13 protein-coding genes are annotated in these 12,610 nt (G+C 69.2%); 7 read left to right on the forward strand and 6 right to left on the reverse strand.

The window, feature by feature from the left end:
- Positions 1 to 114 precede the first annotated feature (114 nt).
- The 4 genes from ACFVYE_RS00485 to ACFVYE_RS00500 are packed head-to-tail and all read left to right on the forward strand — an operon-like array spanning position 115 to position 2,738.
- Positions 115 to 534: a roadblock/LC7 domain-containing protein gene (locus ACFVYE_RS00485; protein ID WP_383959586.1), complete on the forward strand. Its 420-nt coding sequence runs from the start codon at positions 115 to 117 to the stop codon at positions 532 to 534.
- Positions 531 to 887: a DUF742 domain-containing protein gene (locus ACFVYE_RS00490; RefSeq protein WP_383959631.1), complete on the forward strand. Its 357-nt coding sequence runs from the start codon at positions 531 to 533 to the stop codon at positions 885 to 887. Before ACFVYE_RS00485 ends, ACFVYE_RS00490 begins: the two co-directional genes overlap by 4 nt.
- Positions 868 to 1,485: an ATP/GTP-binding protein gene (locus tag ACFVYE_RS00495; protein WP_383959588.1), complete on the forward strand. Its 618-nt coding sequence runs from the start codon at positions 868 to 870 to the stop codon at positions 1,483 to 1,485. The genes ACFVYE_RS00490 and ACFVYE_RS00495 overlap by 20 nt, the downstream gene beginning before the upstream one ends.
- Positions 1,482 to 2,738, forward strand: coding sequence for a cytochrome P450 (locus ACFVYE_RS00500; RefSeq protein WP_383959590.1), 1,257 nt, complete (start codon positions 1,482 to 1,484; stop codon positions 2,736 to 2,738). Before ACFVYE_RS00495 ends, ACFVYE_RS00500 begins: the two co-directional genes overlap by 4 nt.
- Before the next feature lie 133 nt (positions 2,739 to 2,871).
- Here the strand turns inward: ACFVYE_RS00500 and ACFVYE_RS00505 are convergent, their stop codons facing one another.
- The 4 genes from ACFVYE_RS00505 to ACFVYE_RS00520 form a co-directional block, all read right to left on the reverse strand.
- Entirely contained in the window at positions 2,872 to 4,101 is a 1,230-nt protein-coding gene (locus ACFVYE_RS00505) for a cytochrome P450 (protein WP_383959592.1), read from the reverse strand.
- 473 nt (positions 4,102 to 4,574) lie between these two features.
- On the reverse strand, positions 4,575 to 5,294 hold the full coding sequence (locus tag ACFVYE_RS00510; RefSeq protein ID WP_383959594.1) for a DinB family protein: 720 nt from the start codon (positions 5,292 to 5,294) through the stop codon (positions 4,575 to 4,577).
- 191 nt (positions 5,295 to 5,485) lie between these two features.
- Positions 5,486 to 7,078 carry an ABC transporter substrate-binding protein gene (locus tag ACFVYE_RS00515; RefSeq protein ID WP_383959596.1) on the reverse strand — a complete coding sequence of 531 codons (1,593 nt, stop codon included), beginning with the start codon at positions 7,076 to 7,078 and terminating at the stop codon, positions 5,486 to 5,488.
- Between the two features lie 661 nt (positions 7,079 to 7,739).
- A complete protein-coding gene (locus tag ACFVYE_RS00520; RefSeq protein WP_389603708.1) occupies positions 7,740 to 8,264 on the reverse strand; it encodes an ATP-binding protein in 525 nt (174 codons plus the stop codon).
- A 120-nt stretch (positions 8,265 to 8,384) separates the two neighbouring features.
- Here ACFVYE_RS00520 and ACFVYE_RS00525 point away from each other — a divergent pair, with 120 nt between their 5' ends.
- Together ACFVYE_RS00525 and ACFVYE_RS00530 are read left to right on the forward strand one after the other, a co-directional pair.
- A complete protein-coding gene (locus ACFVYE_RS00525; RefSeq protein ID WP_389603397.1) occupies positions 8,385 to 9,263 on the forward strand; it encodes a Scr1 family TA system antitoxin-like transcriptional regulator in 879 nt (292 codons plus the stop codon).
- Positions 9,260 to 9,466 carry a DUF397 domain-containing protein gene (locus ACFVYE_RS00530; protein ID WP_383959602.1) on the forward strand — a complete coding sequence of 69 codons (207 nt, stop codon included), beginning with the start codon at positions 9,260 to 9,262 and terminating at the stop codon, positions 9,464 to 9,466. The genes ACFVYE_RS00525 and ACFVYE_RS00530 overlap by 4 nt, the downstream gene beginning before the upstream one ends.
- A gap of 88 nt (positions 9,467 to 9,554) precedes the next feature.
- Here the strand turns inward: ACFVYE_RS00530 and ACFVYE_RS00535 are convergent, their stop codons facing one another.
- The gene (locus ACFVYE_RS00535) at positions 9,555 to 10,166 is read right to left on the reverse strand and encodes a DUF1349 domain-containing protein (RefSeq protein WP_389603400.1); all 612 of its coding nucleotides are present in this window, start codon (positions 10,164 to 10,166) and stop codon (positions 9,555 to 9,557) included.
- Positions 10,163 to 11,683 carry an aldehyde dehydrogenase (NADP(+)) gene (locus tag ACFVYE_RS00540; RefSeq protein ID WP_389603402.1) on the reverse strand — a complete coding sequence of 507 codons (1,521 nt, stop codon included), beginning with the start codon at positions 11,681 to 11,683 and terminating at the stop codon, positions 10,163 to 10,165. The genes ACFVYE_RS00535 and ACFVYE_RS00540 overlap by 4 nt, the downstream gene beginning before the upstream one ends.
- A gap of 154 nt (positions 11,684 to 11,837) precedes the next feature.
- Here ACFVYE_RS00540 and ACFVYE_RS00545 point away from each other — a divergent pair, with 154 nt between their 5' ends.
- A complete protein-coding gene (locus ACFVYE_RS00545; protein WP_266362358.1) occupies positions 11,838 to 12,608 on the forward strand; it encodes an IclR family transcriptional regulator in 771 nt (256 codons plus the stop codon).
- Positions 12,609 to 12,610 lie beyond the last annotated feature (2 nt).

Raw genomic sequence — 12,610 nt, forward strand, 5'->3', positions numbered from 1 at the left:
ACCCCTTTCCCGTACGGCGCCCGGGGCGTCGGCGCCCACTTCCCGCCCGAGTTCCTGAGATCGGAGGAACGGGCCGGTGACCGGTCAACCGGCACCACCGTCCCATCACCCATCATGCAGACCACCGACAACAGCCTCACCTGGCTCCTCCAGAGCCTCCTGGAGCGCACCCCCGGCACCCGGCACGCTCTGGCCCTGTCCCGGGACGGCCTGAAGCTCTGCTGGACCGAACACCTGACGGTCGACCAGGGCGACCAGCTGGCGGCGATCTGCTCCGGCATCCAGGCCCTGGCCCAAGGCGCGTCCATGGAGTTCGGCGACGGCACCGGCGGCGTCCGGCAGTCCATGACCGAGTTCCACGGCGGCCTGCTGTTCATCGTGGAGGCCGGCGAGGGAGCGCATCTGGCCGTCCTCGCCGAGGAGGACGCCGACCCCGGCGTGGTGGGCCATCAGATGACGGATCTGGTGGAGCAGATCGGCGAGCACCTGCGCGCCGACCCCCGAGAGCCCGTCCCGGGGAGTGCCACGTGGTGATGCGCAAGCCCGTGGACACCGGTGACCCCGACCGGCTCTACACGGTCACGGCCGGCCGGAGCCGCACCGACGACTCCTTCGACCTGGTCACCCTGATCGTCAGTGAGTGCCGGCCCACGGCGGGAATGCAGTCGGAGCACGCCCGGATCCTGGAGCTTTGCCAACACCCCACGGCTGTCGTCGAGATCGCCGCGGAGCTGAAACTGCCCATCACGGTGGTGCGGATCCTGCTCGGCGACCTGCTCGACATGGGCCGCATCACCGCCCGCCACCCGCGCGCGGCGCAGTCCGTCGCCTCGCTCCCCGATTCCGCCCTTCTCAAGGAGGTGCTCCATGGGCTCCGCAACCTCTGAGCCGCCCTCCCACCGCACGCCACTGGCCGACGCGGCGGAGACCGGCCTGAAGATCGTCATCGTGGGCGGTTTCGGTGTCGGCAAGACGACCCTGGTCCGCTCGGTGAGCGAGATCCGGCCGCTGAACACCGAGGAGGTGATGACGCAGGCCGGCGTCGGCGTCGACGAGACCAGTGCGGTCGCGACGAAGACCACCACGACGGTGGCGTTCGACTTCGGGCGGATCAGCCTCAACGAACGCATGGTGCTGTACCTGTTCGGCGCGCCGGGCCAGGAGCGCTTCTGGTTCCTGTGGGACAGGCTGTTCTCCGGAACGCTGGGTGCCGTGGTGCTCGTGGACACGCGCCGGATGAACGACTCCTGGTACGCGATAGACCGGCTGGAGCACCACAGGACGCCGTTCGTGGTGGCCGTCAATCGGTTCGACGACGACACCCACCGGTACTCCCTGGAGGAGATCCGCCAGGCGCTCGCGCTGCCCGAGCACGTGCCGATGCTCGACTGCGACGCGCGGGTCCGGCAGTCCGGCAAGGATGTGCTGGTCACCCTCGTGGACCACCTGTACGAACTGGCGATGGCCCAGGAGGCGACCCCATGACCGACCCCTCTTCCGCGCAACCGGCTCCGCCGGGCTGCCCCGCCCACACCGACGCGGTGCGCCTGGCGGGGCTCGAGTACCAGCAGACGCCGTCGCAGCTGTACCGCGCGATGCGCCGCGAGCACGGCGCGGTCGCGCCGGTGCTGCTCGACGGGGACATCCCGGCCTGGCTGGTGCTCAGCTATTCCGAGGTTACGTACGTGACCAGCCACGACGAGCTGTTCGCGCGGGACTCCCGGCGCTGGAACCAGTGGGAGAACATCCCGGCGGACTGGCCGCTGCTGCCGTACGTCGGCTACCAGCCGTCGGTGCTGTTCACCGAGGGCGACGAGCACCGGCGGCGGGCCGGAGTGATCACTCAGGCGCTGGAGGGCGTCGACCAGTTCGAGCTGGCGCGCAACTGCCAGCTGATCGCCGACCGGCTCATCGCCGGCTTCGCGGGCAGCGGGCAGGCGGAGCTGATGACCGGATACGCGCACGCCCTGCCGATGCGGGCCGTGGTGCAGATGTGCGGGATGCCGACCTCGGGTGAGGACACCCAGCAGCTCGTCGAGGACCTGCGGATCTCGCTGGACGCGGCGGAGGGCGACGACCCGGTGGCGGCGTACGGGCGCGTGGGCGAGCGGCTGCGGCAGCTGGTGAAGGACAAGCGGGAAAACCCCGGTCCGGACGTCACCTCGCGCATGCTGCTGGATCCGGCGGGACTGACGGACGAGGAGATCGTCCAGGACCTGATCTCGGTGATCGCCGCGGCGCAGCAGCCGACCGCGAACTGGATCTGCAACACGCTGCGGCTGCTGCTGACGGACGAGCGGTTCGCGGTGAACGTGTCGGGCGGCCGGCTCAGTGTGGGCGAGGCGCTCAACGAGGCGCTGTGGCTGGACACGCCGACGCAGAACTTCATCGGGCGCTGGGCCGTTCGGGACACCCAGCTGGGCGGGCGGCAGATCCGGGCGGGCGACTGTCTGGTGCTGGGGCTGGCCGCGGCCAACACCGATCCGCAGATCTGGCCGGAGGCGCACGTGGGCGCGGAGAACGCCGCGCACCTGTCGTTCAGCAACGGCGAGCACCGCTGCCCCTATCCGGCACCGCTGCTGGCGGACGTGATGGCGCGGACGGCGGTCGAGACGCTGCTGGAGCGGCTGCCCGACCTGGTGCTGTCGGTGGAGCCGGAGACGCTGACCTGGCGTCCGTCGATCTGGATGCGGGGGCTGACGGCGCTGCCGGTGCAGTTCACGCCGGTGGTGCAGTAGAGCGGGCGCCAGATGACCCGGCAGGGCGGGCGCCCGGTGGCGCGGCAGCCCGGCCCACCCGGTGGTGCGGCAGCGCGGGCACATGGGCCCCTGGGCGGGGCCCATCACCTCGGCGGTGGTGCCGGTATGGCGGTCAGGCGGCCGTCACGGGCGTGAACCGCACTGGCAGGCGCTGCGGTCCGCGGGTGAAGACGCCTTCCTCGACCGGGTCGAAGCCGTCGGCGAGGCGTATGTCGGGCATGGCGTCCAGCAGTTGGCTGATGCCGGTCTCGACCTCCGCCTTGGCCAGCAGCGCGCCGACGCAGAAGTGCCGGCCGAGCGCGAAGGCGAGGTGGTCGGCGGCGGCGGAGAAGGCGGTCGTGGTGGTCAGGTCGTCGCGGAAGATGTCGAAGCGGTCGGGGTCGCGGTAGCGGCTCTCGTCGCGGTTGGCGGCGCCTATCAGGCAGGTGACGGTGACACCGGCGGGTATGGTGCCGCCACTGAGCTTCACCTCGGTCGCGGACTGCCGCATGATCATGTGGACGGGCGGGGTGTACCGCAGGGTCTCGGCGAAGGCCCGCGGGATCAGGTCGCGGTCCGCGCGGACGGCGGCGAGCTGGTCGGGGTGGAGCAGCAGGTTCGCGAAGATGCTGGCGATCGCCTTGTCGGTGGTATCGCCGCCGGCGGCGAGCAGCAGGCTGCAGAACGCCTTGATGTCCTCGTCGCTCATCCGCACACCGTCGACCTCGGCGGCGCACAGCGTGGACAGCAGGTCGTCGCCCAGGTTCTCGCGGCGTTCCCGGATGACCGGCAGCATGTACTCGGCGAACTCGACACGGGTCCGGTCGCCCGCCGCGGCCACCTCGGGGTCGCCCGAGAGGTTGCCGAGGAAGGCGATGACGGACGTGTACCAATGGTGGAAGCGCGCGTGGTCCGCCTTGTCGAGGCCCAGCATGTCGGCGATCACGTTGACCGGGAAGCGGGTGGCGTAGTCGTCGACCAGGTCGGCGGAGCCGGAGTTCCGGAAGGCGTCGATCAGTTCGCGTGAGTTGCGCTCGATGACGGGGAGGAACTTCTCCTGGAGGTCGGCGCCGCGGAAGGCGGGGGCGACGAGGGCGCGGCGCACGGCGTGCTCACGGCCGCTGAGCTGGAGGATCGTCTTGCCGTGCACGGGCTCGATCTGCCAGTCGTAGTTGTCGGTGGTGAACTCGCCGTTCTTGTCCTTGAAGACGTGCTCGACGTCCTCGTAGCGCGAGATGATGTAACTCTGCGTGGCCTCGTGCCAGATGAGGGGCGCGGTGTCGCGCATCAGACGGTACGCCGGGTAGGGGTCCGCGGCGAACTCGGGCGAGAGGATGTCGGGCACCTGCTGCGCGGCGGACATGGGGCTCCCTCAAGGTCAGTGACTGGCTTACGGCACAAGGTAATTGATCAACGGTCAACCAAGACAGCCCCACTGCCTCCCCGGCCGCCCCACCAGCAACCGTTGGCTGAAAACCGCCACTTGAACTTGGCCAAAGCAGCCATGCCGTCGTATCGACCCATGCCTGCATACCTGTTCGCCTGCACCTCGGGGGCGGCGGCGTCCGATCGGGCGGGCGGCCGCGGCGGCCGGGGCGACGTGGGCGGCGCCCCGCGGGTTCCACCGGCCCGTCGGCGGCCCCGCACGCCTGCCTGCGCCGGCGCAACACCAACGCTCGCCACTCTGACCTGCCGGCCAAGCAACGTCGGGAACGCGCCCGTATCCGCAGCAAGAAAGGCATCCGCCGGGGCGGACGCGCTCACGCCGCAGGTCACGAACCGCTCGCCGGCGTGCCGACCGGAACGCCATGGAACACCCTCGTGGCGCGCCCGTGCCTACCCGGGAGTGGTGAAGCGGGCCCGCCACAGGTCGCGGAGCAACGCGATCTCGGCCATGTGGTGAATGAATTCGAGGTTGGCCCCCGCCAGCACGGCGATGAATGGGTTGTCGGGATCGGAGCCGTACGGGTACTGCGAGAAGCCGACCGTGTCGAGCTGCTCGTCGGTGACGGCGGCGACGCTGTCGCGCCAGCGGTCGATCAGCTCCCAGAACCGCTTGAGTGCCAAGGCGGCGGAGGGGGTGAAGTCGACCAGCAGCTTCGGCTCCTGCCGCCGTTCGCCGAAGGTCCACTCCCATTGCCCCGCGAAGCAGGAGTGCAGGTGTCCCAGCCGCCACGCGATGGTGGTGATCGGCGCTTCGTCGGGCTCCGGCGCACCGGTGTGGGCGAGGACCTGCTCGACCCGCTCGACGCTCACGCTCCAGTCATCGGCGATCTTGGCGACGGTCATGCCGCCGGCGGCCTGCCGGGCAACCTCGGCGTACTCATTTGCCGGGATGTCCGGGGCCCCCTTGTCGAGCACCCATTCGCCCGGCCCGTACGCCCTGGGCGTCGACGCCTCGCCCCGGCGCCGGATCGACCAGCAACCGGCCACCGGCTCCCACAGGTACTCCTCGTCACCGAGCCCCGTCAGCTTCACCTGGGCCATCTCCCTGGCCTGGTCGAACTGGTCGAGCAGCAAGCCCGCGCGGCCGGTTCGCGCGCCCTCGGTCTCCATGCCTGGCTCCATTCGTGATCGCGCCTCGTACCTCACTGTGCTCAGGCGGAAGTTAACGGCTCACCTCACGGGGCGCCACCGATTTCCTCGCCGACGAGGCGGTGCGGCACCACCCGCGTCACCGCACTCGTTCAGGCCGTCCTCACCCTCCACGTGACCTGCTCAAGCCGAGGTCGGCAAAGGCTCAGTGCCTAATACGCAGTGGTGAGTTCCCAGAACCGGAAGACAGTCGATGTGTCCAGGCAATTCTGAAGGCCCCGGACGTTCTCGTGGGCGACTGCGTACTGCTTGCCCTGCCAGAGCGGCAGGAGCGGCAGCTCGCGCGCCACGATGTCCTGCAGCTTGATGAACTTCTGCCGGGTGCTCGCGCGGTCGGTCATGGACGAGGTCTGCGGGATGATCCGGTCGATTATCTCGCTGTTCTCGTAATTGTTCGACAGGACGTTGCCCTTGCCGAAGAACGGCTGGGTGAAATTGTCGGGGTCGGGATAGTCCGGCACCCAGCCCTTGACGTAGACCCCGTACTTGCCGTTGGCGATGTCCTTCTCGTACTGGTCGAACGGGACAGTCTCCATCTTGGCGTCGAAGAGTCCGCTCTTGTTCAGCTGACCCGCGATGGTCCGCAGTTCGTCGTCGGTAGCGGGTCCGTACCGGCTCGGGGTGGACCAGAGGGTCAGTTTCACCTTGTCGGTGATACCTGAGTCCCTCAGGACATCCTTTGCCTTCTGGGGCTGCGGGCCATCGCCGTACGTGTCGAAGAAGGAGGTGCCGTGCCCGGTGATACCGACCGGGACGATCGAGTAGAGCGGCGTCGTCGTGGACTCGTAGACCTCGCTCAACAGGGAGTTGCGGTCGATGAGATAGGCGATGGCCTTGCGCACGGCGATCTTGCCGACCACGGGGTCTGCCATGTTGAAGACCATGTGCTGGACCTCGGCGCTGCTCCCCTGGACTACGTCGATACCGTCCGTCCCTGCGGTGGGCGAGGCATCCAGGGCGGCTATCGCCTTGGCGGTGAGGCCGCGGTATGCGACGTCGACCTCGCCCTTCTCCATGGAGGATTTGAGGGCCTGCTGGTCGCCCTCGAAGAGTCGCAGCGTCACGCCGGAGTTCTTCACGTCGGCGGTTCCGTGGTAGCCGGAGTAGACCGAGAAGACGGCCTTCGACTTGTCGATGGAGTCCAGCATGTAGGGGCCGGAGCCAACCGTCTTGCCGCCCTTGAGCAGCCTGTCCTTGGGATAGACGTGACGGTCCACGATGGAACCGGCACCCGATGCGATCTTGCTGGGAAATATCGCATCGGGCACCTTGAGGTGGAAGACGACGCTCTTCTCGCTCGGGGTGCTGATCGACGAGATGGTGGAGAGCAGCGGTGCCGGGCCCGCCGGGTCGTTGATTCCGATCGCCCGGTCGAAGGAGTATTTGACGTCCGCCGATGTGAGGCTGTTGCCGTTGCTGAACTTCAACCCGCCGCGCAGGGTGCAGGTGTAGGTCTTGCTGCCGTCCGAGAAATGACACTCCTCGGCGGCCTCCGGCACAGGGGTGGAACTCCCGGGCGGGAAGCTCATCAAGGACTGGAAGACGTTGTTGAACAGCAGCCAGGACCCCGGGTCGTACCCCGCGGCCGGATCCGTCGCGAGGATGCCGTCGGACATCCCGACGACCATTCTCCCCTTGTCCTCGTCGAATGGCCAGATCTCACCCTGGGAGCCACAACCCGTCAGCAGCACCCCTGCCAATCCCCCGGCGATCAGAGCGCTCGACCGCCTCGTACGAACCTTCACAGAACGTGCCTCATACTCTCGGCCGGCTCCATGGGGGTGTCCCCGGACAACCGGATCGGGTCAGGAAGTACTCGAACGCCGCGACCGTCCAGCACTGTCAGCCCGGCCGGACGCGGTGGTGCGGACCGGCAGCCTGCCCGGACCCGGCGTTCACCAGGAATTCAAGGCGTGGTGACTGGCTGCCAATTTTCCTGCCGGTGAACGAAAGAGGGCAGGTCATGGTCGGTCTCGTGGTGCCGTTCGGCAATCTAGTGGTGCACCGCGCCGCACGGTGGCACATCGTGCGCCAAAAATTCCGGCTGAAAGCCGGTGCTGTTGGCCTGGTATGCCTGGTATCAGATCATGGTTTTCGCGCCGCCCGACCCGGTCGTCACCCCGCCCGACGGACTGACGAACAAACACCGGAGGGGGCGGTAAGCGGGCCACATGGCATCACTGCGGGCCACCCTCCTGGAAACCATGGCGGCCCAACAGCTCCTGATCGCCCTCACGTTCCACCACCGCACCTGCGAGGCCGAAAATCGTCGATCATCCACGGAACACGCGAGGTCCTGACGTCCGTCTTCCGGCCATGGGTGCCCTCATGCCGGTACAGACGCGCATATAGCGTGTGGTGGGTGCGGATGGGCACCATTCCCGGTACGACGAGGTGCGGGAGTACTCACTCGCCACCGGGGGCCCGTTGGTTGTCGGGTCGGGGTGCGCAATCACCGGCAGGGTGTCGCCCGGCGCCCGTTCGCGTCGCGGAGACCTCTGCCCATACCGTCTTGCCGGACGGCGGGTACGGATGTACGCCCCAGTCCGCCGCCAGGGCACCGACGATGATCAGCCCCCGGCCTCCTTCAACGGCCTCCCGGGACGCGGCGGGGAGGCTTTCGCCGCGCGGGTCCGTGACCTCGATCCGCAGCCGTCCGCTCGGGAGGAGAGCAAGCCCGAGGCGGAACCCCCGCCCGTCCAGCCGCCCGTGCATGACCGCGTTCGCCGCCAGTTCGGCGACAACGAGCGCGGCCGCGTCGATGCGCTCGCCGTCACGCGGCCATCCCCATGCCGCCAGTTGCTCCACGGCGAGCAGGCGAGCCAGGCGGGCACCTCGGCGGGTGGCACTGAACAGCTGTGTGAACTGTGGTGCGGAAGTTGCCCGTTGCGGAATTTCGATCTCTGCGGATTCGCTCGTCACACCACTCAGCGTGGCCGAGTGACCGTACGCTGACCAGCAACGACAGCGGTACGTAGCGTGCGCGTACCAGTACGCACGGCGACCGGTACCGGTTGTCCGCCGTGCCGTGACGGCGCACACGGTCGGCCCATGGAACGAAAGCGGGCAGCAATGGAGCTGGACGGTGCGATCGGTGGCGACGACGACTCGGAGGAGGCCACGGACCTGTTCCGGGTGATCGGCCGCCAGGTCCGGCTGCTGCGGGAGCGGGCCGGCCTCACCCAGCGGGAACTGGGCGACCGGCTCGGGTACAGCGAGGACCTGATCCGGTCCTTGGAACGGGGGCGCAGGACACCGCAGCCGGATTTTCTGGACGCGGCGGACGACTTGTTTGAAGCGAGCGGGCTGCTGCGGGCCACGAAGGAGGACGTGGCGCGGGCGAAGGCACGGGCCCGGGTGAAGCATCCTGCGTGGTTCAAGGACTATGCGAAGCTGGAGGCGGATGCCGTCGAGGTCCACGAGTACGGCAGCCACGTCGTACCGGGACTGCTACAGACCGAGGCGCACGCACGGGCTCTGTTCGCCATGCGTAAGCCGTTGCTGGACGAAGCGACGATCGAGCAACGGGTGGCGGCACGACTTGCCCGACAGGAGCTGTTGACTCGGTGGCCTGCTCCGATCGTGACGTGCATCATCGAAGAGTCGGTCCTCCGTAGACCGATCGGCGGCGACGCAGTGCACAAGGCACAGCTGGAGCAGCTGATCGATCTCGGACAACTGAGAAGCCTGGAGCTTCAGGTCATGCCCACCAGGCGTAACGAACACGCGGGCATGGGCGGTCCCTTCATCCTGCTGGCGCCGAAGGGTCGGCCTCAGGTGGCATACCTGGAGGTCCAGAACATCAGCAGGCTGATCACCGATCCGGATGAAGTCCGTATCCTGGCCGCACGTTACGGCAGCATCAGGGCACAGGCACCCACACCATCCGAGTCCCTGACCGTTATCAAGGAGTTGCTGAGACAAGCATGAGCATCGATGACTCTGCGGGCATCACGGTGCCCCTCACGTGGATCAAAAGCAGCTACAGCTCCAACGAAGGGGGAGCATGTGTCGAGGTCGCCACTGCCGGACAGGCAATCCTCGTCCGCGACTCGAAGGACACAGCCCTCCCCCACCTGACACTCACCCGCACCGGCTGGACGCACTTCGTGCGGTACGCGGCCGGGGCCTGAGCCGAGGCGTCGCGGGCCCGAAGACGAACACCCTCGCCCTCCGGGCCGGAGGGCGAGGGTGCAGGTGACGGTGAAGGCGTCCGAGCGCTCAGCTGCCGTCGCGCAGGTCGTCAAGTCCCTTCGTACGGAGGGCGATCCGGTCGAACGTCGCCTCGCAGCCATCGCCGGTCGGTGACTGGACCAGGAAGCCGACCGACGCCTCGGCCGCCTGCTCGGGCTCGCCGAGGGCGAAGACGCGGACGAAGGTCCATTTCTCGCCGTCGGCCGAGGCGTGGAAGGCGAACGCGTTGCCCGTGCGGCTGAGGCGGAGCCAGCAGCTGTCGCCGTCGACGACGAAGGAGTTGACGTCGTCGGAGTGGCCACGGGTGACGACCGTGCAGATGGTGGGGCGGTCCGGGGAGAGCTCCAGACAGAGCTTGGCCCACTCCCGTTCCCCGACGTGGAGGTAGAGCACTCCGGCGTCGAAGGCCGCGGCGAAGCCGACCTTCACCCGGGCGATCAGCTGGAAGTCGCCCCGGGGTGCGGGTCCGAGGAGGCGGGGTGCGTCGCTCACGGTGTCGAGGGCGTCGCCGCCCGGCGGTACGAACCGGTCCTGACGGGCGCCCGCCCGGCCGGTCAGTACGCCGTTCTCGTACGTCCACTCGGCCTCGGGGCCGAACGGACGCAGGTCGAAGGGGAGTTCGGGGAGGTGCCGGGTCATGCGCGGCGGCCGTCCACTCGGCGGGGCAGGTTCAGGGGGTTGTCGTCGCGGAGCTCCGGCGGGAGCAGGACCTCGGGGGTCGTCTGGTAGGTGATGGGGCGCAGCCAGCGTTCGATCGCGGTGGCGCCGACCGAGGTGGAGGTGGAGGTGGTGGCCGGGTAGGGGCCGCCGTGGTGCTGGGCGGGGGCGACGGCCACGCCGGTCGGCCAGCCGTTGACGAGGACCCGGCCGGCCAGCGGGGTGAGGGCCGCGAGGAGTCCGGGGGCGTCGGCGTCGGCGCCGTCCGTGGCGGTCTGGAGGGTGGCGGTGAGGTTGCCGGGGAGCCGGGAGAGGACGGCGGTGATCTCGTCCTCGGAGGCGTACCGGGCGACGACGGTGACGGGGCCGAAGCACTCCTCCAGGAGCGCGTCGTGCGGGCCCTCGGTGGTGAGGAGGTGCGCCGGTACGGTCAGGAAGCCGGCCGCGACGGTGTGGTCGCCGCCCGCGCCGGGGGTGACCGGGGCCTCCACGTCGGGGAGTTCGGCCCGTTCGCGTACGCCTGCGAGGAAGGCGTCGCGCATCCGGTGGTCGAGCAGGACGCCCGCCTCGGTGTCGCTGACCGCATCGGTCAGGGACTTCAGCAAACGGTCGCCGGTCTCGCCGGCCGGGGCCAGGACGAAGCCGGGCTTGGTGCAGAACTGGCCCGCGCCCATGGTCATCGAGCCCCCGAGCCCGGCGCCGATCTGCTCGCCGCGCTCGGCGGCGGCCGCCTCGGTGACGACGACGGGGTTGAGGGAGCCCAGCTCGCCGTGGAAGGGGATGGGGGCGGGGCGGGCCGCCGCCGCGTCGAACAGGGCGCGGCCGCCGCGTACCGAGCCGGTGAAGCCGGCGGCGGCGACGAGCGGGTGCTTGATCAGCTCGATGCCCGCCTCGAAGCCGTGGACCAGGATCAGTACGTCCTCGGGCAGTCCGACCTGCGCCGCGGCCCGGCGCAGTACGGAGGCGCACAGTTCGGAGGTGGCGGGGTGGTCGGGGTGCGCCTTGACGACGACCGGGCAGCCGGCCGCCAGTGCGCTCGCGGTGTCGCCGCCGGGGACGGAGAAGGCGAGCGGGAAGTTGCTGGCCGCGTACACGGCGACGACCCCGAGCGGGATCTTGTAGCGGCGCAGGTCGGGCCAGGGCGGGGTCCTGGTGGCGTCCTCGTGGTCGATGTGGATGTCGAGGAAGGCGCCCTCGTCGACGACCTCCGCGAAGGCCCGCAGCTGGGCTGCGGTGCGGGCGAGTTCGCCGGTGAGCCGGGCCGGGCCGAGTGCGGTCTCCGCGTCGGCGGCCTCGATGACGTGCTCCCCGGCCTCGGCGAGCAGATCGGCCGCGGTACGCAGGAACGCGGCGCGTACGGTGCGGTCGGCGAGCGAGTCGCGTACCGCATGGGCGGCCCGGACCGCTCGGTCGACCTCCTCCGCTGTAGCCTCCACCGCAACCTGCTCACGCGGGTTCCCGGTGCGGGGGTCGACGCTCCAGACTGGTGCTGCTGCCACCGTGATTCCTTCCGCTCCACTGCCACACATCAGAAGTTGTTCGGTATTCTGAACAGAGTTCCTGATCGTGAATATGAAGCGACTCTATTTCCGGGCGTTCAGTGTGGCAAGGAGTCGCAGGGTTTCGTAAGTGGGCTGGAAGGGGCGTAGGGCGATGTCGGTTGCCGAGTCTGGTGGGGCACAGGTCAAGTCCGCGGTGCGGACCGTGGAACTCCTCGAATACTTCGCCGGGCGGCCCGGCATGCACTCGCTCGCCGCGGTGCAGGAGGCCGTCGGCTATCCCAAGTCCAGCCTCTACATGCTGCTGCGCACCCTGGTGGAGCTGGGCTGGGTGGAGACCGACGCGACGGGCACGCGGTACGGGATCGGCGTACGGGCCCTGCTGGTCGGCACCTCGTACATCGACGGTGACGAGGTCGTCGCTGCCGCCCGCCCGACTCTGGACCGGCTCTCCGACGACACGACGGAGACCATCCACCTGGCCCGCCTCGACGGGACGAACGTGGTGTACCTCGCCACCCGGCAGTCCCAGCACTATCTGCGCCCCTTCACCCGCGTCGGCCGCCGGCTGCCCGCCCACTCCACCTCGCTCGGCAAGGCGCTGCTCGCCACCCACAGCGACGAGCAGGTCCGCAAGATGCTCCCCGAGACGCTGCCCGCGCTGACCGAGCACACCATCACCGACCGCGAGAAGCTCATCGAGGAGCTGCACCTCATCCGCGAGCAGGGGTACGCGGTGGACCGCGAGGAGAACACCCTCGGGCTGCGCTGTTTCGGCATCGCCATCCCGTACCGCACCCCCGCCCGCGACGCCATCAGCTGCTCGGTGCCGGTCGCCCGGCTCACGCCCGCGCACGAGCAGATGGTGAAGGACGCACTGTTCGACGCGCGGGACCGGCTGACGCTGGCCACCCGGAGGCTCTGATC

The sequence above is a fragment of the Streptomyces sp. NPDC058239 genome, from assembly GCF_042882185.1.
In the GTDB taxonomy this organism is placed as follows: domain Bacteria; phylum Actinomycetota; class Actinomycetes; order Streptomycetales; family Streptomycetaceae; genus Streptomyces.